20 protein-coding genes and 1 pseudogene are annotated in these 24,268 nt (G+C 72.7%); 11 read left to right on the top strand and 10 right to left on the bottom strand.

Features of this window, described 5'->3' with window-relative positions; genetic code table 11:
- Positions 1-106: 106 nt before the first annotated feature.
- Positions 107-352: a hypothetical protein gene (locus tag C3486_RS29270; protein ID WP_103835793.1), complete on the bottom strand. Its 246-nt coding sequence runs from the start codon at positions 350-352 to the stop codon at positions 107-109.
- Positions 353-497: 145 nt separating this feature from the next.
- On the opposite strand from C3486_RS29270, the gene C3486_RS29265 reads away from it, so the two are divergent.
- Positions 498-1,076: a MarR family winged helix-turn-helix transcriptional regulator gene (locus C3486_RS29265; protein ID WP_103835792.1), complete on the top strand. Its 579-nt coding sequence runs from the start codon at positions 498-500 to the stop codon at positions 1,074-1,076.
- 36 nt (positions 1,077-1,112) lie between these two features.
- Here the strand turns inward: C3486_RS29265 and C3486_RS29260 are convergent, their stop codons facing one another.
- Complete coding sequence (locus C3486_RS29260; RefSeq protein WP_103835791.1) at positions 1,113-2,294, bottom strand: YeiH family protein; 1,182 nt, start codon at positions 2,292-2,294, stop codon at positions 1,113-1,115.
- A gap of 71 nt (positions 2,295-2,365) precedes the next feature.
- On the opposite strand from C3486_RS29260, the gene C3486_RS29255 reads away from it, so the two are divergent.
- The gene (locus tag C3486_RS29255; RefSeq protein ID WP_103835790.1) at positions 2,366-3,391 is read left to right on the top strand and encodes a LysR substrate-binding domain-containing protein; all 1,026 of its coding nucleotides are present in this window, start codon (positions 2,366-2,368) and stop codon (positions 3,389-3,391) included.
- Positions 3,392-3,432: 41 nt separating this feature from the next.
- Here C3486_RS29255 and narI read toward each other — a convergent pair whose 3' ends face one another.
- The 4 genes and pseudogenes from narI to C3486_RS29235 form a co-directional block, all read right to left on the bottom strand.
- Complete coding sequence (gene narI / locus C3486_RS29250; protein ID WP_103835789.1) at positions 3,433-4,188, bottom strand: respiratory nitrate reductase subunit gamma; 756 nt, start codon at positions 4,186-4,188, stop codon at positions 3,433-3,435.
- Positions 4,185-4,805, bottom strand: coding sequence for a nitrate reductase molybdenum cofactor assembly chaperone (narJ, locus tag C3486_RS29245; RefSeq protein ID WP_103835788.1), 621 nt, complete (start codon positions 4,803-4,805; stop codon positions 4,185-4,187). Before narJ ends, narI begins: the two co-directional genes overlap by 4 nt.
- Positions 4,802-6,433, bottom strand: a complete 1,632-nt coding sequence (gene narH / locus C3486_RS29240; protein ID WP_181138742.1) for a nitrate reductase subunit beta — start codon at positions 6,431-6,433, stop codon at positions 4,802-4,804. The genes narJ and narH overlap by 4 nt, the downstream gene beginning before the upstream one ends.
- A 2-nt stretch (positions 6,434-6,435) precedes the next feature.
- Positions 6,436-10,151, bottom strand: a pseudogene (locus C3486_RS29235) (nitrate reductase subunit alpha).
- Positions 10,152-11,216: 1,065 nt separating this feature from the next.
- Here C3486_RS29235 and C3486_RS29230 point away from each other — a divergent pair.
- Together C3486_RS29230 and C3486_RS29225 are read left to right on the top strand one after the other, a co-directional pair.
- Complete coding sequence (locus C3486_RS29230) at positions 11,217-12,563, top strand: family 2 encapsulin nanocompartment cargo protein terpene cyclase (protein ID WP_103835787.1); 1,347 nt, start codon at positions 11,217-11,219, stop codon at positions 12,561-12,563.
- 14 nt (positions 12,564-12,577) lie between these two features.
- A complete protein-coding gene (locus C3486_RS29225; protein ID WP_103835786.1) occupies positions 12,578-13,462 on the top strand; it encodes a geranyl diphosphate 2-C-methyltransferase in 885 nt (294 codons plus the stop codon).
- Between the two features lie 134 nt (positions 13,463-13,596).
- On the opposite strand, the gene C3486_RS29220 is transcribed toward C3486_RS29225, so the two are convergent.
- On the bottom strand, positions 13,597-15,075 hold the full coding sequence (locus tag C3486_RS29220) for a cellulase family glycosylhydrolase (RefSeq protein ID WP_103835785.1): 1,479 nt from the start codon (positions 15,073-15,075) through the stop codon (positions 13,597-13,599).
- 167 nt (positions 15,076-15,242) lie between these two features.
- Here C3486_RS29220 and C3486_RS29215 point away from each other — a divergent pair, with 167 nt between their 5' ends.
- From C3486_RS29215 to C3486_RS29190, 6 genes are all read left to right on the top strand, one after another.
- Positions 15,243-15,686 (top strand): Rrf2 family transcriptional regulator, encoded by a 444-nt coding sequence (locus C3486_RS29215; RefSeq protein ID WP_103835784.1) that lies wholly within the window; start codon positions 15,243-15,245, stop codon positions 15,684-15,686.
- Between the two features lie 74 nt (positions 15,687-15,760).
- Positions 15,761-16,957, top strand: coding sequence for a globin domain-containing protein (locus C3486_RS29210; RefSeq protein WP_103835799.1), 1,197 nt, complete (start codon positions 15,761-15,763; stop codon positions 16,955-16,957).
- 76 nt (positions 16,958-17,033) lie between these two features.
- Complete coding sequence (locus C3486_RS29205) at positions 17,034-17,462, top strand: hypothetical protein (protein WP_103835783.1); 429 nt, start codon at positions 17,034-17,036, stop codon at positions 17,460-17,462.
- Positions 17,463-17,934: 472 nt separating this feature from the next.
- On the top strand, positions 17,935-18,771 hold the full coding sequence (locus C3486_RS29200) for a SigB/SigF/SigG family RNA polymerase sigma factor (RefSeq protein WP_258053052.1): 837 nt from the start codon (positions 17,935-17,937) through the stop codon (positions 18,769-18,771).
- Between the two features lie 95 nt (positions 18,772-18,866).
- The gene (locus C3486_RS29195; RefSeq protein WP_103835781.1) at positions 18,867-19,286 is read left to right on the top strand and encodes a hypothetical protein; all 420 of its coding nucleotides are present in this window, start codon (positions 18,867-18,869) and stop codon (positions 19,284-19,286) included.
- Between the two features lie 41 nt (positions 19,287-19,327).
- Entirely contained in the window at positions 19,328-19,906 is a 579-nt protein-coding gene (locus tag C3486_RS29190) for an FABP family protein (RefSeq protein ID WP_103835780.1), read from the top strand.
- Between the two features lie 12 nt (positions 19,907-19,918).
- Here C3486_RS29190 and C3486_RS29185 read toward each other — a convergent pair whose 3' ends face one another.
- Positions 19,919-20,608: a VC0807 family protein gene (locus C3486_RS29185; protein ID WP_103835779.1), complete on the bottom strand. Its 690-nt coding sequence runs from the start codon at positions 20,606-20,608 to the stop codon at positions 19,919-19,921.
- A 132-nt stretch (positions 20,609-20,740) separates the two neighbouring features.
- On the opposite strand from C3486_RS29185, the gene C3486_RS29180 reads away from it, so the two are divergent.
- A complete protein-coding gene (locus C3486_RS29180) occupies positions 20,741-21,349 on the top strand; it encodes a TetR/AcrR family transcriptional regulator (protein WP_103835778.1) in 609 nt (202 codons plus the stop codon).
- A 32-nt stretch (positions 21,350-21,381) separates the two neighbouring features.
- Here C3486_RS29180 and C3486_RS29175 read toward each other — a convergent pair whose 3' ends face one another.
- Both C3486_RS29175 and C3486_RS29170 read right to left on the bottom strand, forming a co-directional pair.
- Positions 21,382-21,966 carry a two-component system response regulator gene (locus C3486_RS29175; RefSeq protein ID WP_103835777.1) on the bottom strand — a complete coding sequence of 195 codons (585 nt, stop codon included), beginning with the start codon at positions 21,964-21,966 and terminating at the stop codon, positions 21,382-21,384.
- The coding region (locus C3486_RS29170; RefSeq protein WP_146075085.1) for an ATP-binding protein at positions 21,963-24,268 on the bottom strand (2,306 nt) is incomplete at its 5' end. The genes C3486_RS29175 and C3486_RS29170, both read right to left, overlap by 4 nt.

The following is a 24,268-nucleotide window of genomic DNA, read 5'->3' as shown; positions in this document are numbered from 1 at the left end:
AGGCCCCGTCAGGGCATACGGGAGCCGGTGCCGGTCCCGGGACAACGGGGCCCGCACCGGCGGCCGGTGGGGTGCGCAGCGCTGCGCTTCGTCGCGCGGTGCCGCGTCAGTCGAAGGAGGGGCGGGCGGACGCCACGCGCCCGGCCCGCAGGATGCGGATCCGTTCGCCGCCGCACGTACGGCAGCGGCCGGCCGTCAGCGGTGACGGCACGGTGAAGCCCTTGCAGAGGTACGTCACACGTGCATGCCCGTCACGGTCGGTGGCATGCCGGATCTCGTACTCGTCCTCCCAGGCGTGCCCGCAGCGCAGACACACGAAGGAATACGCCTCGTGCTTCGGTCCTGCCTGCAATGTCCTCACTTCCTTCCCCGAAACCGTCGCGCCCGCGCCGTTCTGGGGTGTCACCTTCACTCTACTATTGCAGACTGCAATGATGGCAAGTCCGACAAGCCGACCAGTGGCCGGCGCGCGGAAGCGGACGCGGTAGAAAAGGGACATGGAACGCGCCGCCGAGAACCCGCAGCCCCCCGCCCAGGAAGGGCTGTCACCCCAGGACCACGAGGCCGAGGAGATCACCGTCGCCATCATGGCGGCCTCCCGGCTCCTCGTCGCCATCTCCGCGCGGGCCCTGGCCGCCATCGCCCCCAGCCTGACCCTCCCGCAGCTGCGGACCCTGGTCGTCGTGGACAGCTGCGGCCCGGTCAAGGCCGCCGCCGTCGCCACGACACTGGGAGTCAACCCGTCCACCGCCATCCGCATGATCGAACGGCTCGAGGGCGAAGGGCTCATCGACCGTAAGCCCAACCCCGCCAACCGCCGCGAGGTCATCGTGCGCCTCACCGACGACGGGCAGGAACTCGTCCGCCGGGTCCTCGCACACCGCCGCGCCGAGGTCGCCGGGCTGGTCGACCGGCTGCCCGCCGACCAGCGGGCCGGCCTCGTCCCCGCCCTCCGGGCCATCACGGCGGCCGCCGACGAACTGGCCGTCGACCCCCTCGACGACGTACGCCGCGTCGGGGGCCTGATCGCGGACCCCCTCAGCGGCGCACCCTCCCATCTGCCGGCGCGCCCCTGACCCGGGCAGGTCAGCCGCGGCGCTCGCCCGTGCCGTTCACAGGTGCCCGAACGCGAACTGCATGGCCAGGCTGGTCGCGGACACCACCACCCACAGCAGGCCGCCCAGCAGCAGCGGCGCCGGGCCCGCGCGCCGCAGCTTGGCCGGCTCGGTGGACAGCCCGATCGCGGACAGCGCGACGGTGATGAGGAAGACCGACAGCGTGCTGAGCGGCTGGTGCGCGGCGCTCGGCACGAGCCCCGCGGTGTTGAGCGCGGCCAGCACGATGAAGCCCACCAGGAACCACGGGATCAGCCGGGCGACACGGACCCTGCGCACCTCGGTACCGGGCGCCCCGGCGGCGCCCGCGGCCTTCACCGCGCGACGGCGGGCCAGCGCGGCCAGGCCCAGGCAGATCGGGATGATCAGCAGGGTACGGGCCAGCTTCACCACGACCGCGTAGTTCGCCGCCGGACCGCCGTACGTCGTCGCGGCCGCGACCACCGAGGACATGTCGTTCACCGCGGTGCCGGCGAACAGTCCGAAGGCGTGCTGGCCCATGTCCAGCAGGTGGCCGACGAGGGGGAAGGTCAGGACGGCGGCGATGTTGAAGACGAAGATCGTGGAGACCGCGTAGGCCACCGATGCCTCCGCCGCGCCGATGACCGGCGTCACCGCCGCGATCGCCGAGGCACCGCAGATCCCGGTGCCGACACCGATCAGCGTCCGCAGGTCACGGACGATGCCCAGGCGCCGCCCGAGCCAGTAAGCGGCGGCCAGGCAGACCGCCAGCGTCACGACCATCACCGGCAGTGACCCCAGCCCCACCTTCAGGACCTGGCCCAGCGACAGCTGCGCGCCCAGCACCACGACCGCGCCCTGCAGCACGCCACGGCCGGCGAACGCGATGCCGGGCCGCAGTACGGCGCCCGGCCGCACCGCCACCGCCACCAGCACGCCCAGCACGATCCCGGTCACCGGCCCGCCGACCACCGGCACCAGTCCGCCCAGCACGGTGGCCACGGCCGCGATGCCGACGGCGAGCGCGAGCCCCGGCAGGCGGGAGAGGACGGCGCCGCGCACCCCGCGGGCCGGCGCGGACTCATCGGCCGGCGTGGAGGCGGGCTTCCCGGCCGGCGCGGCCGCGGACACGGCCCGGTCCTTCGCGGCGGTCGCGGAGCCGGAGGCGGCCGGCGTCGGGGCACCGGGTGCGGGCGGAGAGGCGGTCTCATCAGTCATGATCCTCACTGTCCGCGGCCGCGCGATTCCCCTGTAGCCCCCGATCGCACACCAGGTCATAGCGCAACGCTATGACTCAGTCATACGCTGGCGCTGTGACACCGACTCCCGCAGAGCCCCCGGCCGCCCCCACGACCGGCACCGCGCCGGCGCCCTCCCGCACCCCCGACCTGGAGTCGCTCCGGCTGCTCGTCCTCGTCGCCGAGCTGGGCAGCCTCGGCCGGGCCGCCGAACGCCTCCGGATCGCCCAGCCGTCGGCCAGCCGCCGCCTGTCCACCCTGGAACGCGCGCTCGGACTGGTCCTGGTCGACCGCACCCGCCGCGGCTCGCGGCTCACCGCCTCGGGCCAGATCGTCGCGGGCCACGCGCGGCGGGTACTGGACGAGGTGGACGGCCTGCTCGCCCGCTCCGACGCGCTGCGCAACCGGCGCGAGGCCGAACTCCGGGTGGCCGCCAGCCTGACCATCGCCGAGTACCTGCTGCCTGCCTGGATCAGCGAGCTGCGCCGCCGCCGGCCCGAGCTGTACATAGGGCTCCAGGTCACCAACAGCGAGCACGTCCCCGCGCTGGTCGAGTCCGGTGACGCCGACGTCGGCTTCGTCGAGGGACCGCACCTGGCCCAGGTGATGTCGACGCGGCAGGTCGCCGAGGACCGGCTGGTCGTCGTGGTCGACCCCGGCCACCCCTGGGCCCGCCGCCGTCAGCCGCTCTCCGCGCCGGAGCTGGCCGGTACGCCGCTGGTGCTGCGCGAGCGCGGCTCCGGCACCCGCCAGACCCTGGACCGCGCACTGCACCTGGCCGGCCAGGGCCGCGCCCGCGCGCTGCTGGAGCTGGGCTCGACGGCGGCCGTACGCGGCGCGGTGATCGCCGGCACCGGGCCCGCAGCGCTCAGCGAGCTGGCGGTGCGCGGCGACATCGCGGACGGGCTGCTGGTCGTCGTCGAGGTCGAGGGCGTGGACCTCACGCGTGCGCTGCGTGCGGTCTGGCCGATGGGCCGCCGGCTGGTGGGCCCGGCGGCGGAGCTGGTGGCGGTGGCCCGGAAGGGCGGCCGCGCAGGACGCGCACGCCGTACGCCGGGGCAGGGCGGGAAGCCGTAACGGAAGGACCGGCGGGCGAGAAGCCGGAAGGGCCCCGCGGCCTAGCGTGGCGGCATCGCGCGGGCGCGGCCCTTCCGGCCCGGCCGCCCCGGCGCCGACGGGTGCAGGTACGGGGTGGCCGGGGTGCGGGAGCGGTACACGACGTACGGGCGGACGAGGTAGCCGAGCGGCGCGGTGAAGGCGTGCACCAGGCGGCTGAACGGCCAGACGGCGAACAGGGCCATGGCCAGCAGCGCGTGCACCTGGTAGACGAGCGGCGCGTGCGCCATCGCGAGGACGTCTGGATCGAGCGTGAACAGACTGCGGAACCACACGGACACGCCCAGCCGGTAGTCGTAGGACTCGGCGGCCGCCGAGGAGACGGTGGCCGTCAGCCCGGCGGCCAGTACGACGGTGAGCAGCGGGAGGGTGACGCGGTCGCTGCGGCTGGTCGCGGCCCGGATCGCACGGACGCGCAGCCGCCGGTACAGGAGGACGCCGAGCCCGGCGGCGGTGGCGACGCCGGCCGCGCCGCCGAGGAGCAGCGCGTTGGCGTGGTACAGGCGCTCGCTGACGTGCAGGCGGTCGGTCAGCGACTCGGGCACGAGCAGCCCGGCGACGTGTCCGGCGAAGACGAAGAGCAGCCCGTAGTGGAACAGCGGACCGCCGAGGCGCAGCAGCCGGTGTTCGTGCAGCTGGCTGGAGCGGGTGGTGAAGCCGAAGCGGTCGTAGTGGTAGCGCCAGATGCTGCCCGCGACGAAGAGCGCGAGCGTGAGGTAAGGGAGGGCGGCCCACAGGGCGATGGCGAGGTGTGTCACTGCGGTGTTCCCAGGCGGTGCGGAGAGGTGGGGGAGGGGAACGCGTCCAGGCCGACGGTCTCGGCTGGCGGTCCGGTGCGCGCGAGGGAAACGGCTTCCTCGCGGCTGGCGGGGGCGTTGCCGGGCAGGGTGCGGCAGACGGCCCGGACGATGTCGGTGTAGGGACTGCGGTGGGCCTCCAGCGCGAAGCCCAGGACCTCGATCGCGGGCCGGTGCGCCACGAGCAGGGCCGTGCCGTCCTCGGCGTTGCGCGCCGCGAACTCCAGCATCAGCGGCAGGAAGTCGGGCAGTTCGTCCTCGGCCGGCTGCCAGCCGTGTGCGCGGTAGCGGGCCTTGAGCCGGGCCAGTGAGGCGCCGCGGCGGCGGGTGTCCCCGTCGGTGTAGTACGTCAGGTAGAGCGAGCGGCGGCGGCTGCGGTCGAACGTGGCGACGTACCGCGCGGCCAGGGTGAGGGCCGGCACGTCCCGCACCGACCGGCAGAAGCGCAGCAGCAGGCCGATCTCGGGGCCCGGCAGCGCGGCGACGGCGGACCGGACGGTCTCCAGCCGCTGCGGCCAGTCGTCGTCCGGGTAGGCCAGGAGCAGGGACGCCGCCTGGTGGACGACGGGCCGGGTCATCGCCGGCCCCCCTGCCGCGGGAAGAGACCGGCCGGGCGGCCCTCGCCGTTCCAGTTCAGCAGGTTGACCCGGCCCCGCAGGCCGTCTCCGCCCCCGTCCTCAGCGGCCGGTGGCGCGTGGAAGGCCGCGGCGGCGCGGCCGTCCGGCATCATGCCGGGGCCGCCCTCGCCGTCCAGGCTGCACCCGTCGTACGCGGCGCCGGCCGCAGCGGGCGTGGTGTAGCTGGTGGGGATGACGTACCGCTCCTCGTACTTGGCCAGGGCCAGCAGCCGGTACATGGCCTCGATGCCGGTGCCGTCCATGCCGACGGCACGGGCGATGGCCGGGTCCCGGGGCTCGTCGAGGTTGATGCGGCGCATGTGGGCGCGCATCGCGGCCAGCCGGCACAGCGCGGCCTCGACGGGGGCCGGGTCACCCGCGGTGAACAGCTCCGCGAGGTAGCCCAGCGGGATGCGCAGCGCGTCGATGGCGCCGAAGAGGCTGGCGGGGTCCTCGCCGTCGTGGCCGGTGCCGGTGAGCGCGTCGACGACGGGGGAGAGCGGCGGGACGTACCAGACCATGGGCAGGGTGCGGTACTCCGGGTGCAGTGGCAGCGCCACGCGGTACTCGCTGATCAGCGCGCGGACGGGGGACTTGCGGGCGGCCTCGATCCAGTCGTGCGGGATGCCGGACTCCTCGGCGGCCCGGATCACTTCGGGGTCCTCGGGGGCGAGGAAGCAGCCGAGCTGGGCCTCGTACAGGTCCTTCTCATCCGGGACGGCCGCGGCCCGGCCCGCCTTGTCCGGGTCGTAGAGCAGCACACCGAGGTAGCGCAGGCGGCCCACGCAGGTCTCGGAGCACACGGTGGGCTCGCCCGCCTCGATGCGCGGGTAGCACAACGTGCACTTCTCGGCCTTGCCGGTCCGGTGGTTGAAGTACACCTTCTTGTACGGGCAGCCGGACACGCACATCCGCCAGCCGCGGCAGCGGTCCTGGTCCACCAGCACGATGCCGTCCTCGATCCGCTTGTACAGCGCCCCGGAGGGGCAGACCGCGACGCACGACGGGTTGAGGCAGTGCTCGCAGATGCGCGGCAGGTAGAACATGAACGCCTGCTCGTACTCCAGGCGCACCGTGTCGTTCATCCGGCGCAGCACCGGGTCGGCCGCGAGGACGTCGGGCCCGCCGCCCAGGTCGTCGTCCCAGTTGGGGCCCCAGGTCACAGTGGCCGGGCGGCCGTCGATGAGGGAGCGGGGCGCGGCCGTGGGCACGTCGTCGCCCAGCGGCGCGGTCGTCAGTGTCTCGTACTCGTACGTCCACGGCTGGTAGTAGTCGTCCAGCGAGGGCAGTTCGGGGTTGGCGAAGAGGCGGGCCAGCCGGCGGGCCCGGCCGCCGGTGCGGGGCACCGGGCGTCCGCGGCGCAGCTCCCAGCCGCCCTTCCACTTCTCCTGGTCCTCGTGACCCCGCGGATAGCCCTGCCCCGGCCGGGTCTCGACGTTGTTGAACCACACGTACTCGGTGCCCTGGCGGTTGGTCCAGGTCTGCTTGCAGGTGACCGAACAGGTGTGACACCCGATGCACTTGTCGAGGTTCATCACCATGGCCACCTGCGCCATGACGCGCGGGGTGGCCGGACGGGCACGGGACATGGTCAGTACTCCACGTTCTGGCTGCGGCGGCGGATCACCGTGAGCGCGTCACGCTGATTGCCGGTGGGGCCGTAGTAGTTGGCGGCGAAGGAGAGCTGCGCGTAACCACCGATGAGGTGGGTGGGCTTGATGAGCAGCCTGGTCAGGGCGTTGTGCACGCCGCCGCGCCGGCCGGTGGCCTCGGCCTTGGGCACGTTCACCAGGCGCTCCTGGACGTGGTACATGAACACGGTGCCGGCGGGCATCCGGTGCGAGACCACCGCGCGGGCCACGACGACGCCGTTGGCGTTGACCGCCTCGATCCAGTCGTTGTCCGCGACGCCGATGGCCTCGGCGTCGGCGACGCTCATCCAGATCACCGGACCGCCCCGGCCGAGCGTCTGCATCAGCAGGTTCTCCTGGTACTCGGAGTGGATCGACCACTTCGAGTGCGGGGTCAGGTAACGCACCGTCACCGTGCGCTCGGCGCCGTCCCCCGCGGCCGCGCCCTCGCCGAGCGCCGCCAGGTCCAGCGGCGGCCGGTACACCGGCAGCTGCTCGCCGAGTTCGGCCATCCAGTCGTGGTCGAGGTAGAAGTGCTGGCGGCCGGTGAGGGTGTGCCACGGCTTGGCGTTCTCGGTGTTGAGCGTGAAGGGCGAGTAGCGGCGGTCGGGTGCCTCCTTGCCCGACCACTCGAAGCTGGTGCCGACCTGCACGGGGCGCTGCTGCGTGTCGGAGAAGACGATCCGGCGCTCGGCGACCGAAGCGGCCGTCTCCGCCAGCCCGGCCTCCGGGCCCACCCGCTCGGCGAGCCGCTCCAGGCCCTCGGCCGCGATGCGCCCGTTGGTGGTCCCGGACAGTGCGAGGACCGCCTCGCACAGCTTCACGTCCGTGTCCAGCAACGGCCGTCCCTCAGCTGCCCCTTGGCCCGCCACGCCGCACCGCGCGGCGAGCCACGCCGACTCGGGCGCCGGATGCACCGTGAGGCCCTTGACCGTCATGCCCTGCTCCTCGGCCAGCGGCCCGAGCGCGGCGATCCTGTCGCCGATCGCGGTGTAGTCGCGCCGCACCAGCGTCACCCGGGGTGCGGTGCGCCCGGGCTCGGGAGCGGTGCCCGCGGTCCACCAGTCCGGCGCGGTGCCGCCCGGCTGGGCCGTCTCGTCGGGAGTGTCGTGCTGCAGTGCGGTGGCCACGAGGTCATGGGCGACGTCCAGACGCCCGCGGGCGAGTGCGGAGACCTTGCGGGCCAGGCCGTGGAAGATGTCGAAGTCGGTCCGCGCCTCCCACGGCGGGATGATCGCCGGGGTGAAGGCGTGCACGTAGGGGTGCATGTCCGTACTGGACAGGTCGTGCTTCTCGTACCAGGTCGCAGCCGGCAGGACGAGGTCCGCGAACAGCGTCGTCGACGTCATCCGGAAGTCCAGCGCGAGCAGCAGGTCGAGCTTGCCCTCCGGCGCCCGGTCCCGCCAGGTCACACTGCGCGGCCGCGCGTCAGGCGGCGCCTCCGCCGCGCTCGCCCCGCCCCGGCTCCCCAGCAGGTGCCGCAGGAAGTACTCGTTGCCCTTGGCCGAGGAGCCGATGAGGTTGGCCCGCCACACGGTCAGCACCCGCGGCCAGTTGCGCGGCGCGTCGGGATCCTCGCCGGCGAATCGCAGGCTGCCGTCGGCCAGTTGGTCCGCCACCCAGGACTCGGGCGACCGGCCGCTCTCGCGCGCCTGCCGCCCCAGCTCCAGCGGGTTGGCGGCGAAGGTCGGGTAGGACGGCATCCAGCCCGCGCGCACCGACTCGGCCACCAGGTCAGCGGTGTGCTTCCCGGCGAAGGTGCCGCGCGCGGCCGGTGACGCCAGCGCGTCGGCGCCGTAGGACTCGTACCGCCACTGGTCGGTGTGCAGGTACCAGTACGGTGTGCCGGCCATCTGCCGCGAGGGCCGCACCCAGTCGGCCGCGGTGGACAGCTGCTGCCACCCGGCGTACGGGCGGACCTTCTCCTGGCCCACGTAGTGCGCCCAGCCGCCGCCGTTGACGCCCTGACAACCCGTCAGGACCAGCAGCGAGAGGAACGCACGGTAGATGGTGTCGGAGTGGAACCAGTGGTTGGTGCCGGCGCCCATGACGATCATCGAGCGGCCGTGGGTCTGCTCCGCGGTCCGCGCGAACTCCCGCGCCACCCGCACCGCGGTGGCCGCCGGCACCGAGGTGACGGTCTCCTGCCAGGCCGGCGTGCACGGCTCGCTCGCGTCCTCGTACCCCTCCGGCCAGTTGCCGGGGAGCCCGGGCCTGCCCACCCCGTACTGCGCGAGCAGCAGGTCGAAGACGGTGGTGACGGTGCGGGCCCGAGCACCCGCACCGGCACACCGCGCACGGCCGTACCACCGGGCTCGTCGAACCGCGGCAGCACCACCTCGGCCACCGCACCGCCACCGCCACCGGCATCGTGGAGGGAGAGCAGCGGATCGATGTCACCGAGGTCCAGGTTCCACCGCCCGGCGCCCTTCTCGTCCCACCGGTCGCCCATCGTGCCGCCCGGCACGACCGGCTCACCGGTCACGGAGTCCAGCAGCACCGGCATCCACCGGCGCGCCTCCGGCGCCTTGTCCAGTGCGAGGTCCAGGTCCACCGCGGTCACGAACTTCCCCGGCACGTACCGGCCCGGGCTGCGCTCCTCCAGCTCCACCAGGAACGGCAGATCGGTGAACTGCTTGACGTAGTCGGTGAAGTACGGCACCTGCCGGCGGACGAAGAACTCCGTGAGGACGACATGGCCCATGGCCATCGCCAGCGCGCCGTCCGTGCCGGGGTGCGGGTGCAGCCACTCGTCGGCGAACTTCGTCGCGTCCGCGTAGTCGGGGGAGACGACCACCACCTTCTGGCCCCGGTACCGTGCCTCCGCCATCCAGTGCGCGTCCGGCGTACGCGTCACCGGCACGTTCGAGCCCCACAGCATCAGGTACGCCGCGTCCCACCAGTCCCCGGACTCCGGCACGTCCGTCTGGTCCCCGAAGACCTGCGGGGAGGCGACCGGCAGGTCCGCGTACCAGTCGTAGAACGAGATCATCGGCGCGCCGATCAGCGACATGAAGCGTGCGCCCACCGCGTGCGACGCCATGGACATCGCGGGGATCGGAGAGAACCCGGCGACCCGGTCGGGGCCGTACTCGGCGATGGTGTGCACGTGCGCGGCAGCGGCGATCTCCAGCGCCTCGTCCCAGCCGAGCCGCACCAGGCCGCCGTGGCCACGTGCCGACTGGTACCGCCGCCTGCTCTCCGGATCGGAGGTGACCTCGGCCCACGCCGCGACGGGGTCGCCCAGCCGGTCCCTGGCCTCCCGGTACATCTCCAGCAGCACACCGCGCACCATCGGGTGGCGCACCCGCGTCGGCGAATACGTGTACCAGGAGAACGACGCGCCCCTGGGGCAGCCCCGCGGCTCGTACTCCGGCCGGTCCGGGCCCACCGAGGGGTAGTCGGTCTGCTGTGTCTCCCAGGTGATCAGGCCGTCCTTGACGTAGACCTTCCAGGAGCACGACCCGGTGCAGTTGACCCCGTGCGTGGACCGCACCACCTTGTCGTGCGCCCAGCGCTCGCGGTACGGCGCGTCGTTGACGGACTGATCGGTCCGGTACACCACCCGCAGGTCGTCCGTCGTGGGGAGTCTGCGCAGCAACTGCCCCGCGCGCAGCAGCTGTTCGGCTGCCGCGGCAGCCGCACGTTCGGTCTTCGCCCGGACCCGGCGTCGCACTCCGACCACCACTCTTCACACAGGGGATGGGACAGCTGTTGCCGCAGGGGCACGGCTGCCTGGTGCGCCCAGCATTGAGCCTCGCTCAGGCCGCCAACCAGCTGTTTTCCGCCACTTGCTGTTACTTAGGGTGATTTTTTCTTGCAGTTTGCAATGTTTGCCTCGTGCATATGACACACGTTCGAGGGGCGAAGGGGTGAGCGAACGTGGGCATCCTCTCGCGCCGTACGGCAAGTGCACCCGGCGAGATCGTCCGAATGCCGTCGATCGTCCGATAAACCCAGCGCGGAGCAAGGTCACTGCATCGAGGTAACTCCCTTGGCCGACCGGGCGATCCCGGCCCACCGGCCGTTACTGTTTTCTCGGGTCCGAACGGATTCTCAGATATTCGCCACCGATTCCCGGATGACCGAACTCCGCACGCACTCCGCTGTTTTGTGCCGCACAATCCCGCCGCCGTCCCGCACTGAAGGAGGAGCCCAGCCCGATGGCCGTTGAGACCAGCCCGGAAGCGCGCCCGGAGCCGCCTCGGCAGCCCCGCCCGCGCACCGCGGCCGCGCGCCACGGCGCCGCCACGACGGGCTCGCGACCAGCGGTTCCGCTCGCTCCTCCGGCGTGGGAAGAACCGTTACCGCGAGGCCCGCGCCAGGTTGTCGGCCGGCCGCTCGGGGGGCCTGCCGGCCGGTCCCGGGGAAATCGCACGGCGGCCACCGGAATTCACAAGGCCACCTGTAAGCACAGGACTCGGCCCGGCTTTCGCCCGGCGGCTCCGGGCGCTCCCGGCAAACCGCTCCACCACCCCGGCGCCGTACTCTCCCCCGCCCGCCCCCGCGCGGTCATGACGCCCGGGTGTGAGCGCAACGCCCTTCGGTACCAAAGAGATTGTGCCGGTCTCTTCGGGCAATGCTTTTCGGCCCCCGGCGAGGGCCCGAACCTGTCCCGCAGACGCGTCTAGCGGCACCCGTCCGACGGCCGTCGCGGCCCGGACCACCCCCTCCCCGCCGGGCGGCACGCCCGGCCACGGACAGCACGGGACAGCACACTCATCTCTCCAAGGAGTTACGGATGCCCGATCCTGGGATTCCTCCGGCACGGACGGGCCTGCCCGGCGTGGCCGGTATCGACAGCCCCACCCCGCCCGGCCCGCCCGCCGTTGCCGCCCCCGCCGCAGGGCCCATGCCCGTCGAAGCGCCCGCACCCGAGGGGAGTCCGGGCGGCGGACCGACCGCTCCGGCGGTAGAGGAGTGCGCCGCCGCGGCGCCCTCGGAACCGGCCCTGGAGCGCATCCTGCGGGGCCCCACGGGGCTCGGCACGTCGGGCCTGAACCCGTTCCGCCGCCTCGCGGCCACGGCGTCTCCGGAGGCCGTGGATCCGGCCGAGGACGGGGGAGCGGACCGGACCGGCGAGCCGGCCGAATCCGGGAAGCCCGCCGCCGGCGACCCCATCCCGGGCCTCTACCACCACCCGGTGCCGGAGCCCGATCCGGTACGGGTGGAAGAGGTCGGCCGCCGGATCAAGTCCTGGGCGGTGGACGAGGTCCAGGCGGTCCCCGCGGAGTGGGAGGACCAGTTCGACGGCTTCTCCGTGAGCCGCTACATGGTCGCCTGCCACCCGGACGCGCCCACCGTCGACCACGTGATGATCGCGACGCGGCTGATGGTCGCCGAGAACGCGGTCGACGACTGCTACTGCGAGGACCACGGCGGCTCGCCCATCGGCCTCGGCAGCCGCCTCCTGCTGGCGCACACGGCACTCGACCCGCTGCACACCACGCGGGAGTACGAGCCGGCGTGGCGGGAATCGCTCGGTTCGGACGCGCCGCGGCGCGCCTACCGGTCCGCCATGGAGTACTTCACCCAGCAGGCCAGCCCCTCCCAGACCGACCGGTACCGGCACGACATGGCCCGGCTGCACCTCGGCTACCTCGCGGAGGCGGCCTGGGCGCAGACCGAGCACGTGCCCGAGGTGTGGGAGTACCTGGCGATGCGTCAGTTCAACAACTTCCGCCCCTGCCCGACCATCACGGACACCGTCGGCGGCTACGAACTGCCGGCGGACCTGCACGCGCGGCCGGACATGCAGCGGGTCATCGCGCTCGCCGGCAACGCCACGACCATCGTCAACGACCTGTACTCGTACACCAAGGAGCTGAAGAGTCCCGGCCTGCACCTGAACCTGCCCGTGGTGCTCGCCAAGCGCGAGGGCCTCTCCGAGCGGGACGCCTATCTGAAGGCGGTCGAGGTCCACAACGACCTCATGCACGAGTTCGAAGCCGCAGCCGCAGCCCTGGCCGCTGCCTGCCCGGTCCCGAGCGTGCTGCGCTTCCTGCGGGGGGTGGCCGTCTGGGTCGACGGCAACCACTACTGGCACCAGACCAACACCTATCGCTACAGCCTGCCCGATTTCTGGTAAGGACGGTTTTACCTGTGACCAGCACCGAATTCACCACCCTCAACGGCTCCTCCGCCTTCGTCCCCGCCCCCGCCTCGCCGTACCAGGGCGACATCGCCCGCTACTGGGACCAGGAGGCCAGGCCGGTGAACCTGCGCCTCGGCGATGTCGACGGTCTCTACCACCACCACTACGGCATCGGCGACGTCGACCACGCGGCGCTCGGGGACCCCGGCGACGGCGACTACGAGAAGCGGCTGATCGCAGAGCTCCACCGGCTGGAGTCGGCCCAGGCCGACATGCTCCTGAGCCATCTCGGCTCCATCGGCCGTGACGACACGCTCGTGGACGCCGGGTGCGGCCGGGGCGGTTCGATGGTCATGGCCCACCAGCGCTTCGGCTGCAAGGTCGAGGGCGTCACCCTCTCGGCCAAGCAGGCCGACTTCGCCAACCGGCGCGCCCGGGAACTGGGCATCGAGGACCATGTCCACGCCCGCGTGTGCAACATGCTCGACATGCCCTTCGAGACGGGGCAGGCCGCCGCCTCGTGGAACAACGAGTCGAGCATGTACGTCGACCTGCACGACCTCTTCGCCGAGCACTCCCGCGTCCTCGCGGTCGGCGGCCGGTACGTGACCATCACCGGCTGCTGGAACCCGCGGTACGGCCAGCCCTCGAAGTACGTCTCGCAGATCAACGCGCACTTCGAGTGCAACATCCACTCCCGCAGGGAGTACCTGCGTGCCATGGCCGACAACCGCCTCGTGCCGCAGGCCGTCATCGACCTGACCCCCGAGACCCTGCCCTACTGGGAGCTGCGGGCCACGTCCTCCCTGGTCACCGGCATCGAGGAGGCGTTCATCAACTCGTACAAGGACGGCTCCTTCCAGTACGTGCTGATCGCCGCCGACCGCGTCTGACCGGCCGCCCCTGACGGACCGCCGCTGACCGGGCGCGTCCGGCCGACCGCCGACCGCAAGGGCCGGGCCTCGTCATCCGAGGGCCCCGGCCCTTTCGGGGTGGCGGTCACGCTCACTGACGGTGCGTCATGGCGTCAGAGCTGACGGGGCGTCACCGTCACCGTGACCGTCGTGCCCGGCCGCGCCGCGGGCAGCCGTACCCGTGCGAGACCGTCCGCGGTCCGCACCACGGCTTCCGGCGTCCCGTCGACCCGGACCCGGGCGCCCCGCGGATACGCCGTGGCAGGCAGGGTGATCTCCGTCCAGGTCCGGTGCGTCGCCCGGCCGGCGGTGAGCTGCAAGCGGTACTCGCCGGTCGCCGGTGCGTACGACTCGCTCCCCGGCGTCCCCGCCACCGCTCGTGCGTACGGTGCGAACGCCGGCTCCTTGCCCGGTGCCGGGCGGCCGTCCGCGCCGCGTACGCAGTAGCCGCCCCCGTCGGGCGCGTCGCAGTCGTACCACATGGCCCAGCCGGTGGCGAAGCCCGGCATCGACCGCACCTGACGTTGGATCAGCTCAGCGTTGCCGGGGGTGGTGGCGCGGGGCGGTCCCCACTCGCCCACCAGGACGGGCAGCCGGTGGGCGGCCGGGTAGCCGGTGATGGCCGCCTCGTACTCCTCGATGAATCCGCCGGCCGGGTCCCAGTCCTGTCCGGCCTCCACGGCCGTGTCGTAGAAGTGCGGCGCGTAGCCGATGCGGTCGGCCCCCGGCCGCGGATCGGCGAAGCCGGGCAGGCTGGTGGGGACGCCCTGGCCGACCAGCACGGTCGGCTCGACGAACAGCCAGGCGCGCTGGTCGACAGTGCGGACGGCCCGGATCAGGCGCCGGTACATCGCCGGCAGCCGGCCCTGTTCGAGTGCGACGGAGGCGGCCAGCTGGTTCGCCGGGTCGGTCGGATCGCCGGGGACCGGGCCGAAGGGCTCGTTGAAGAGGTCGTACCCCAGCAGCGAGCGGTGCCCGCGCAGCTCCGTGGCGACCCGCGCGTACGCCCTGGCCTGTGCGGCGCGCAGGTCGGGATCGTCGTAGAGGTGGGTGAAGGCGGCCTGCACGGCAGGCTGGAAGTAGTCGGCGAACCAGTCGTCCGGGTCCGGCTCGAAGGGCAGACCGTCGGTGCGGGTCGCCCAGGCCGGGATGCCGTTGTGGCCGAAGGCCGGGCCGAACACGTCCTGGTGCCAGTCGACCAGTACCAGCACTCCGTACCGGTCCGCCCAGCCCAGTACGCGGTCGAGATAGCGGAGGTAACCGGTGTCGTACCGGCCGCGTGCCGGCTCCACGTGCTGCCACTGGATGTTCAGCCGCAGCAGCGTGAAACCCTCGGCCGCCAGGCGCGCGACGTGCCGCTCGGTGACGGTACCGGTCTTGCCGAGGTTGAGCCCGTGCAGGGTGAGGACGCGGCCCTGCCGGTCGGCGAGCCGGGTGCGGCCGTCCGGGGTGGTGACCGTCCGGGACGGCACGGGCACGGCGTGGGCTCCGGCCGTCCCGCCGGCGGCCGAGGCCGGGGCCTCGGGGAGGAGGGCCGTGCTCAGGGCGAGCACGAAGGAGAGCAGGGTGAGGGCGGCGCGGCGTGGACGCATGGGGCCTCCGTGGGGGCGGTCGGCGAGTGGTCCCTGTGGCTCGCGGGACTCGCATCCTGGCGCCCGGGAGGGGAGCGGGCAAGGGTGCCGGTGCCCGTGACCGACCCCACATGTCCCCGACGCCCTGAAATACACATCTCGTATGCGTATTTTGCTAGCCTTCTGCCGTGCGGTTGACGAAGTTCACTGATCTTTCCCTGCGTGCCGTGATGCGCCTGGCGGTCGCGGAGCAGAGTGCGCCCCTGACGACCCGTGAGGTGGCGGCCGCGGTGAACGTTCCGTACACCCACATGGCGAAGGCGATCAGCAGGCTGCGTCACCTCGGCGTGGTCGAGGCCCGCCGCGGACGCGGTGGCGGCCTCGGCCTGACGGACCTGGGCCGGCGGGCCTCGGTCGGCTGGCTGGTGCGTGAGCTGGAGGGTGCGGGGGAGGTCGTCTCCTGCGAGGGCGATCCGCCCTGCCCGCTGCGCGCTGCCTGCAGACTGCGCCGGGCGCTGCGCGACGCGCAGGAGGCCTTCTACGCCACGCTGGATCCGCTCACGGTGTCCGACCTGGTGGCCTCGCCCACCGGGCCGGTCCTGGTGGGGCTGGCCGGCCACCGCTCCGACTGAGCCGCGCTTTCTCTCCTGCCGGGGAGCAGTGCGGCTCAAAATTGGAATATAGACAGCAAGTTTTGGAGGTAGTGGTGCTCTCCGAGCAGTCCACCCCCGTCATCCGTGACACCCTGCCCGTCGTCGGCGCTGCCATCGGGGAGATCACCGAGCGCTTCTACGAGAAGCTCTTCGACGCCCACCCGGAGCTGCTCCGGGACCTGTTCAACCGCGGCAACCAGGCCAACGGCGAGCAGCAGAAGGCGCTCGCCGGCTCGATCGCCGCCTTCGCCGGCATGCTGCTGGAGCACCCGGAGACCCGCCCGGACGCGATGCTGGCCCGCATCGCGAACAAGCACGCCTCCCTCGGCATCGCCTCCGACCAGTACAAGATCGTCCACGAGCACCTGTTCGCCGCGATCGTCGAGGTCCTCGGCGACGCGGTCACCCCGGAGGTCGCGGGCGCCTGGGACGAGGTCTACTGGCTGATGGCGAACGCCCTGATCGCCCTGGAGGCCGGCCTCTACCGGCAGGCCGGTGCCCCCGAGGGCGGCACCTGGCAGCAGATGGTGATCGCCGGGCGGCAGCAGGAGACCCCCGACGTGGCCTCCTTCACCCTGCGGCGCGCCGACGGCCGCCCCGCCGGCGCCTTCCGGCCGGGCCAGTACGTCAGCGTCCAGGTCGAACTGCCCGACGGCGCGCGCCAGATACGGCAGTACAGCCTCTCCTCGGAACCCGGCCGCGACGAGTGGCGGATCACGGTCAAGCGCGTCCACGACGGGACCCGGCCGGACGGCGAGGTCTCCACCTGGCTGCACGAGAACGCGCGCGTGGGCGACCGGCTCAGCGTCTCCGCGCCCTTCGGCGACCTCACCCTCGCGGCGGGCGAAGGACCGCTGCTGCTCGCCTCCGCCGGCATCGGCAGCACCCCCATGCTGGCCATGCTCAACGACCTGGCGGCCACCGGCTCCACCCGCCCGGTGACCGTGGTGCACGCCGACCGCAGCCCGGCCGACCACGCGCACCGCGCGGAGCTGCGGCAGCTGGTCGGGAAGCTGCCGAACGCCACCCTCCACCTCTGGTACGAGCGCGACGCGGAGCAGGAGCCGCAGGCGGCCACCGGACAGGCCGACCTCGACGCGCTCGAACTGCCCGAGAACACCACCGCTTACCTGTGCGGCCCGCTGCCCTTCATGCGGGCCGTCCGCGGCGGCCTGCTGCGCCGCGGTCTGCCGGCGCAGGACGTCCACTACGAGGTGTTCGGCCCCGACCTGTGGCTCGGACAGCAGTGAGCCGGCCGGCCCCCGGTCCCGCCGACCGAGGGCCGGGAGCAGAGCAGTCCCCCCGCCGGATGGGAGAAAGAGACCGATGAACGCCACGTCAGCCGCGGTCACCGCGGCGGTCACCTTCGTCTGGCTCGGGATGGTGCTGGGCATCTCGTTCCTGGAGGCCCCGCTGAAGTTCCGCGCCCCCGGCGTGACCGTGCCGCTCGGGCTCGGCATCGGGCGCCTCGTCTTCCGCGCGCTCAACGCGGTCGAGGCGCTGCTGGCCGTCGTGGTGATCGTGGCGGTCGTCACCGGCGGCCCGTCAGTGCCGGTCGGCCTGGCGGCCGCCGCCTCCGTGGCCGTGCTGGCCGTACAGCTCGCGGCCGTCCGCCCGGTGCTCAACCGCCGCTCCGACCGCGTCCTCGCGGGCGAGAACCCACCGCGCTCCCGTGCCCACCTGTTCTACGTGGCCTTCGAACTGGCCAAGGTGGCCGCGCTCCTCGTGCTCGGCATCAGCGCCCTCGCGGCCTGAGCGGCCCGGGCCACCCACCGGCCGCCTCCGGCACCGGGCCCCGCCAGTACGGGTGTTCGGACGTCGGAGGCGAGCCGGTTTTGTCGTACCGGCATACTTCCGGGCGCGGAGAACACCGTGGCGGGGGAGCGACGGGGGAACCGTGTGATCCGCGGGACGAGCGAGGTTTGTCCGGTGCAAGATCGGGCACGCATCCAGGCGTGCTTCGGACCGGAGGCATACCCGCGGGAGAGGTGTTTCTCCTCCCCGGCTGCGCCCGGTCAGGCCGCACTTCTTCCTCGGGAAAAGACGATCCCGGATCGGCTGTTCCAACGAGGCTGGAGCCCAGACCATGCTCAGCGTGCCCCGCAGCACCACCCATCCGTCCGCCGGCGGCGACGCGCCGCAGACGCACACTGTCCGCCGGCACCACGGCCAGGCGCAGGCCCGGCCGCCGGCCAAACCCGTCCGCGGCGGCACCGCACCGCGCACCGTGCCTGCCGGCGGTGCCCCGCCACGGTCCGCACGCCGCGGCGGGCGCCCGCACGAAGCACCGGACACCGCCGAGGACTTCCGCCGGCTGGCAGCCCTGCCCGACGGTGCCGAGCGCGCCGTGCTGCGCGACCGCGTGATCAGCGCCTGGCTGCCGCTGTCGGAGCGGCTGGCCGTACGGTTCCACCACCGCGGCGAGGCCGCCGAGGACCTGCGGCAGGTCGCCGCCGTCGGCCTGGTCAAGGCCGTCGACCGCTACGACCCGGCGCAGGGCACGGAGTTCGAGAGCTTCGCGATCCCCACCATCCTCGGGGAGATCAAGCGGCACTTCCGCGACCATCTGTGGAGCCTGCACGTGCCCCGCCGGGTGCAGGAACTGCGTACCCGCGTCCGCAAGGCCCGCCAGGAACTCATGGGCGACATCGACGACAACGGCCCCTCGGTGGAGGCGATCGCCCGCCACACCGGCATGAGCAAGGAGGACGTCGTCCTGGGCAGCCAGGCCCTGTACAGCTTCACCGCGCTGTCCCTGGACGCCGAAATGCCCGGCGCGGGCAACGGCTACTCCCTGACCGAGAGCCTCGGCATCACCGAGGCCGGGTTCGACCTCGCGGTGGACCGGGAGACGGTCAGGCCGCATCTGGCCAGGCTGCCCGTACGCGAACGCGAAATCCTCTATCTGCGGTTCTTCCGCGATCAGACGCACCGCCGGATCGCCGAGCGCCTGGGCGTCTCGCAGATGTACGTCGCCCGCACCATCTCCCGCGCCTGCAAGCGCATCGCCGAACAGATCGGCGCACGCGAACAGCCGGGTCGGCGCACGGCCGCCCGCACGTGAGTTCGGTGCGTACCCGCGCGTGAGCCCGGTACGCACCCGTGGTCAGAACAGATACACACCCGGCAACCGCCGGCTCCCCGGACCCTGGAGCCCTCATGACGCACCCGTCCACGACCGTCACCCTGCACGCGAGATGGACCACCCGGCCGCCGGGCCTCCGGCTGGCCGGGACCGTCGCGCCCGGTACGCACGCCGTGCTGGAGGACTACCTGCGCAGCCTGCCCGGCCGGTTCCCCGGCAGACGCATCCTCCACCTGATGCTGACGGCCGTGCACAGCCTGGACCTGGCCGGCATCGCCCTCCTGCTCGACGCCCGCAAGCGGCTCGGGCACCAGCACATCGACCTCCGCCTGCACCTGCCGCCCGGCCTCCGGCCGACCCACGGCATGCCGAACGGACCGGTGTACTGCCAGCAGGGCGACGCCCCCGGCCTGCGGCAGCTGCCCGGACCCGGAAACCGAACCGCCCCCGCGGGCGGGCCTCCGCCGGCCGGTGCGGGCGGGCCGACGCCCTAGGCTGCCTTCCGGTACCGGCCCCCGAACCAGGAGCGCACGACATGTTCGACCCCGCTGACACCGCCCGGACAGTTCCCTACCCCGACGCCTCCGGGCCGGACGCCGCGCCGGCGCCGCACCCGCTGCTCGCGCCGCTGGCCGGGCTGCTGGGCACCTGGGAGGGGCGGGGGAGCGGCGAGTACCCGACGCTGGCCGAGGACTTCACCTACGCGCAGGAGGTCACCTTCCGGCACGACGGCCGGCCCTTCCTGCGGTACGAGGCCCGGGCCTGGCTGCTCGATGCCGATGGTGCGCCGCTGCGGCCGGCGGCCCGGGAGAGCGGCTGGTGGCGGGTGCAGCCCGAGGGGCGGGTGGAGGCACTGATCACCCAGCCGACCGGGATCGCGGAGATCCTGGTGGGACGCGCGGCCGACGGCACGGTCGACCTCGCCACGCACCAGGTGGCGCTCACGCCCACCGCCAAGGAGGTCGAGGCCACCCGCCGCCGGTACACCCTGACCGGCGACGGCACGCTCGACTTCGTGCACGACCTTGCCGCCGTCGGCCAGCCGCTGCAGCACCATCTCTCGGCACGGCTGCGCCGGGCGGACGGCGGCGGCCGGGCGGCCGTCGCTCCGTAACCGCGCCTTCCCTCACCGCGCCGGGTGCCCGTGCTCCGCACGCACCGGCTCCGCGGTCACCCCTGCCGGCACCTGTCGTGCCGCTCCCGCTCCGCCTGCCGCGGTGGAGGAGCGGGCCAGGGCCTTCCGGCGGTGCACGACGGTCCACACGACGAGCGGTACGAGCACGACGAACTCCAGCGGAGGCGTGAGCGCGGCGGCCGTCGGCACCGGAAGCGCGTACACCAGCAGGACGCGTACGAGCGCTTCGGCCGTGAGCCCGGTGCCCAGCACCAGGGTCTGCGTCCGGTGCGCGCGGCGCAGCCGCGGGTCGCTGAGCGGCTGACCGTGCAGCTTGCGCGCCAGGTAGGCGGTGGCCGGGGTGGCGCTCAGGCAGCTGCCGAGGAAGACGAGTCCGGCGAGGGCGCTGACCAGCGGGTCGCGCAGGAGCAGCGGCCGGGGCGCCGAGGTCGCGGCGGCGAAGGCCGCCGACAGTCCGTACATGAGCAGCATGCCGACGGCGAGGCCGTCGGCGCGGCGGTCGTACACCGCCGTGGCGGTCAGCCAGCCGGCCGCCACGGCCGTTGCGGTGAGGAGGGCGGGCAGCGTGTCGAGCCCCGCGAGGACGCAGCCGTAGTACGCGAGGGAGGACATGCCCAGGTCGAGCGCCAGCCGGAGCAGTCGCGCCAGGCTGCGGAGACGGTGGGTGCGGGACGGTTCCATGGCTTCTCCTGATCCGGTGCCGGGCGGCTTCCGGCCGGCACCGGAGTGGGGGAGGGCGGGAGAATGCTCTCCGCTGTTTTAGCGTGGACGTGCTAAATAAAAATCGTAGCATGGTCGTGCTATAAAAAACGGATGCCGAAGATCGTGAACCCCGAGGAGCGCCGCCGCGAGGTGGTGGAGGCCGTCTTCCGGGTCGTGGCCCGAGGAGGCATCCAGCAGGCCACGCTCCAGAACGTGGCCGCCGAGGCCGGGCTCGCCGTCGGCTCCGTACGGCACTACTTCGCCGGCCACCGGGACCTGCTCACCGCTGCGGCCCGCGAGATGGTGCACCGGGTCGAGGCCCGGGTGCGGGACCGGCGCGCACGGCTGCGCCCCGACGACGACCCGTACACCGTGGCGGAGGACGTCGCGGGCCAGTTCCTGCCGCTCGACGCGGGGCGCGCTGACGAGACCGCGGTCTGGCTGGAGTTCGCCGTGGCCGCGCGCACGGACCCCGAGCTGCGCTCCATCGCGGCCGAACTCCACGACGGGCTGCGGACCGTGGCCGGCCGCCTGCTGGATCGCCTCGGCGTGACCGACCCGGTGGCGACCGAACACCTCGCCGCCGTCCTCGACGGCCTCGCCCTGAACGCGGCCCTGCACCCCGACCGCCTGCAGCCGGACACCGTCCGGGCCGTCCTGCGGCAGCACCTGACCCAACTGCCCGGCGCGCACCGGCCCGGCCGGGCGGACGCCCCTTGAGGCATTGAGGCGGTGGCGTCAGCGCGCCCCGGTCAGCCGCTCAGGTCCCCGCGCAGGCCGTCCACCGCGCGCTCCACGTCCGCGACGCGCTCGGCGATACCGGACGTACGCGGGTCCCGGCCGTCGCGGAGGAGCTGTTCGATCCGGTCCAGCTGCTGGGCGATCTCCGCGAGCCGTGCCCCGCTGTCCGAGCTCGCCCGGTACGCGGCCAACTGCCGGTTCTTCGCGTCCAGTTCGAGGAAGAGGCCGACCTTGGTCCGCAGCAGCCAGGGGTCGACGGGCTTGGTCAGGATGTCGGCGGCGCCGACCGCGTACCCCCGGTAGGCGTAGTCCGGGCCCGGTTCGGCGCCCGTGACCAGGATGACGGGCACGTCCTTGGTCTGGTCGAGCCGCTTGATGTTGGCGGCCGTCTCGAAGCCGTCCATGCCCGGCATGGCCACGTCCAGCAGGACCACGGCGAAGTCCTGGCGCAGCATCGCCTTCAGCGCTTCCTCGCCCGAACGCGCCCGCACCACCTTCCGGTGGAGCGGGCCGAGCACGGCCGCCAGCGCGACGAGGTTCTCCTCCATGTCGTCGACCAGCAGGATGCTGCACGCGTCGGGTGTACCGGTGCTCATGCTCCGCCCTCCGGCTCCGCTTCCGGCCGTGGTGCGAGCAGGCCGACGATCACCGACAGCAGGCGGTCGATGTCGACGGGCTTGGACACGTAGTCGGAGGCGCCGCTGGCGATGGCCTTCTCGCGGTCGCCCGGCATGGCCTTGGCGGTGAGGGCGATGACCGGCAGATGTGCGAGGCGCGGGGTGCCGCGGATGGCGCGGATCGCGTCGTACCCGTTCATCTCCGGCATCATGATGTCCATCAGGACCACGGACACATCGGGATTGCGCTGCAGGACCTCCAGGCCCTCGCGGCCGTTCTCCGCGTACTTCACGGTGATGCCGACGCGGCCGAGCACGTGGGTGAGCGCGAAGACGTTACGGATGTCGTCGTCGACGATGAGGATGCGCCGCCCGGCCAGTACGCGCCCCGGGTGGCCGCTCTGCCACTCCTTCAGCCGGGTCGTCTGCGGCCAGGTGTCCTCGGGAGGTACGACCGCTGGGGGCACTTCCGGCGACGGGGCGGGAGCCGAAGCGCCGGCCGGAGCCGGAGCCGGGGCTGCGACCGGAGCCGGGGCCGCAGCGATGGGCGGGGGTGCTGCCGGGGCCGGTGAAGGGGCCGGCGGTGGGGCCGGTTTCGCTTCGGGGTGGCGGGCCGGAATGCAGAGGGTGAAGCAGGAACCCACGCCCACCTCGCTCTCCGCGGTGATCCGGCCGCCGAGCAGCCGCGCGATCTCCCGGCTGATGGACAGCCCGAGCCCGGTGCCGCCGTACTTGCGGCTGGTGGTGCCGTCGGCCTGCTTGAACGCCTCGAAGACCACCGGCAGTTTCTCGGGCGGGATGCCGATGCCGGTGTCCTGCACGCGGAACGCGACGACATCGGCCGCGTTCCGCAGTGTGTCCTCCTCGAACTCCCCGCCCGCGACCCGCTCGACGTGCAGTGCCACGCCGCCGGAGTGAGTGAACTTCACCGCGTTCGACAACAGGTTGCGCAGCACTTGCTGGAGGCGCTGCTCGTCGGAGTACAGCTCGCGGGGTACGTCGTCGGCGACGGTGATCTCGAAGTCGAGGCCGCGGTCGGCGGTGAGCGGGCGGAACGTGGCACGGACGTAGTCGAGCAGCGTGCTCAGCGGCAGTTCGCCCGGCCGTACGTCCATGCGGCCCGCCTCGATCTTCGACAGGTCGAGGATGTCGCTGATCAGCTGGAGCAGATCCGATCCGGAGCGGTGGATCGTCGTGGCGAACTGCACGTCCTGCTCGGAGAGGTGCCCGTCCGGGTTGTCGGCGAGCAACTGCGCGAGGATCAGCAGCGAGTTCAGCGGGGTTCGCAGCTCGTGCGACATGTTCGCCAGGAACTCCGACTTGTACTGCGAGGCGGTCGCGAGCTGGGCCGCCTTCTCCTCCAGCGCGGCGTTGGACCGCTGCAGCTCGTCGGAGCGTTCCCGCAGTTCCGCTGTGAGCCGCTGGGACTGCGAAAGCAGCGATTCCGTACGGGAGTTGGCGATGATCGTATTGATGGACACGCCGATCGTCTTCGCGAACTGATCGAGGAAGGCCAGATGCACCTCGCTGAACCCGCTGAGCGATGCCAGTTCGATGACGCCCAGCACCTCGCCCTCGAACAGGATCGGCACGATGACGATGCTGGCCGGCTCCGCCCCGCCGAGCCCCGACTTGATGGTGATGTAGTCCCGGGGAGCGTCCGTGAGCAGGATGCGCTTCTTCTCCCTGGCCGCCTGCGCGATCAGGCCGCTGCCCGGGGTGCCGGCACCGGGCAGTGAGCCGCCGGCGCCGGCCTGGTCGGTGCCGTACCCGGCGATCAGCTTCAGGCCCTCGCCCGCGCGTGCCCCCGATTCGGCCAGGAAGAACACCCCGAACTGGGCGTTCATCAGGGGGGTGAGCTCGCTGAGGATCAGCCCGGCGACCTCCATCAGGTCGCGGTGGCCCTGCATGAGCGCCGCCATGCGCGTCAGGTTGGACTCCAGCCAGTCCTTCGCTCGGGTGGTCTCGCGGAGGTTGGCGACCATGAGGTTGATGTTGTTCTTCAGCTCCGCGACCTCGCCCTGTGCCTCGACCGTGATGGAGCGGGACATGTCCCCCTGCGTGACGGCGCCCGTCACCTCGGCGATCGCCCTGACCTGCGTGGTGAGGTTGGAGGCCAGTTCGTTCACGCTGGTGGTCAGCCGCTTCCAGGTGCCGTACACCCCTTCCACCCGCGCCTGGCCGCCGAGCCGGCCCTCGCTGCCGACCTCGCGGGCCACCCGGGTCACCTCGGAGGCGAACGAGGAGAGCGTGTCGACCATGGTGTTGAGGGTGGTCTTCA

The organism is Streptomyces sp. Ru73, assembly GCF_002920575.1.
In the GTDB taxonomy this organism is placed as follows: domain Bacteria; phylum Actinomycetota; class Actinomycetes; order Streptomycetales; family Streptomycetaceae; genus Streptomyces.
Note: the sequence above shows the minus strand (reverse complement) of the source record. Positions and strands in the feature narration are given on the sequence as shown.

What these genes read in the sequence shown, in the direction of transcription:
- C3486_RS29265 (WP_103835792.1), top strand. Translation starts at nt 498, where the DNA reads ATGGAACGCGCCGCCGAGAACCCGCAGCCCCCCGCCCAGGAAGGGCTG.
- C3486_RS29260 (WP_103835791.1), bottom strand. Translation starts at nt 2,294, where the DNA reads ATGACTGATGAGACCGCCTCTCCGCCCGCACCCGGTGCCCCGACGCCG.
- C3486_RS29255 (WP_103835790.1), top strand. Translation starts at nt 2,366, where the DNA reads ATGACTCAGTCATACGCTGGCGCTGTGACACCGACTCCCGCAGAGCCC.
- narJ (WP_103835788.1), bottom strand. Translation starts at nt 4,805, where the DNA reads ATGACCCGGCCCGTCGTCCACCAGGCGGCGTCCCTGCTCCTGGCCTAC.
- narH (WP_181138742.1), bottom strand. Translation starts at nt 6,433, where the DNA reads ATGTCCCGTGCCCGTCCGGCCACCCCGCGCGTCATGGCGCAGGTGGCC.
- C3486_RS29230 (WP_103835787.1), top strand. Translation starts at nt 11,217, where the DNA reads ATGCCCGATCCTGGGATTCCTCCGGCACGGACGGGCCTGCCCGGCGTG.
- C3486_RS29220 (WP_103835785.1), bottom strand. Translation starts at nt 15,075, where the DNA reads ATGCGTCCACGCCGCGCCGCCCTCACCCTGCTCTCCTTCGTGCTCGCC.
- C3486_RS29205 (WP_103835783.1), top strand. Translation starts at nt 17,034, where the DNA reads ATGAACGCCACGTCAGCCGCGGTCACCGCGGCGGTCACCTTCGTCTGG.
- C3486_RS29195 (WP_103835781.1), top strand. Translation starts at nt 18,867, where the DNA reads ATGACGCACCCGTCCACGACCGTCACCCTGCACGCGAGATGGACCACC.
- C3486_RS29190 (WP_103835780.1), top strand. Translation starts at nt 19,328, where the DNA reads ATGTTCGACCCCGCTGACACCGCCCGGACAGTTCCCTACCCCGACGCC.
- C3486_RS29185 (WP_103835779.1), bottom strand. Translation starts at nt 20,608, where the DNA reads ATGGAACCGTCCCGCACCCACCGTCTCCGCAGCCTGGCGCGACTGCTC.
- C3486_RS29180 (WP_103835778.1), top strand. Translation starts at nt 20,741, where the DNA reads ATGCCGAAGATCGTGAACCCCGAGGAGCGCCGCCGCGAGGTGGTGGAG.
- C3486_RS29175 (WP_103835777.1), bottom strand. Translation starts at nt 21,966, where the DNA reads ATGAGCACCGGTACACCCGACGCGTGCAGCATCCTGCTGGTCGACGAC.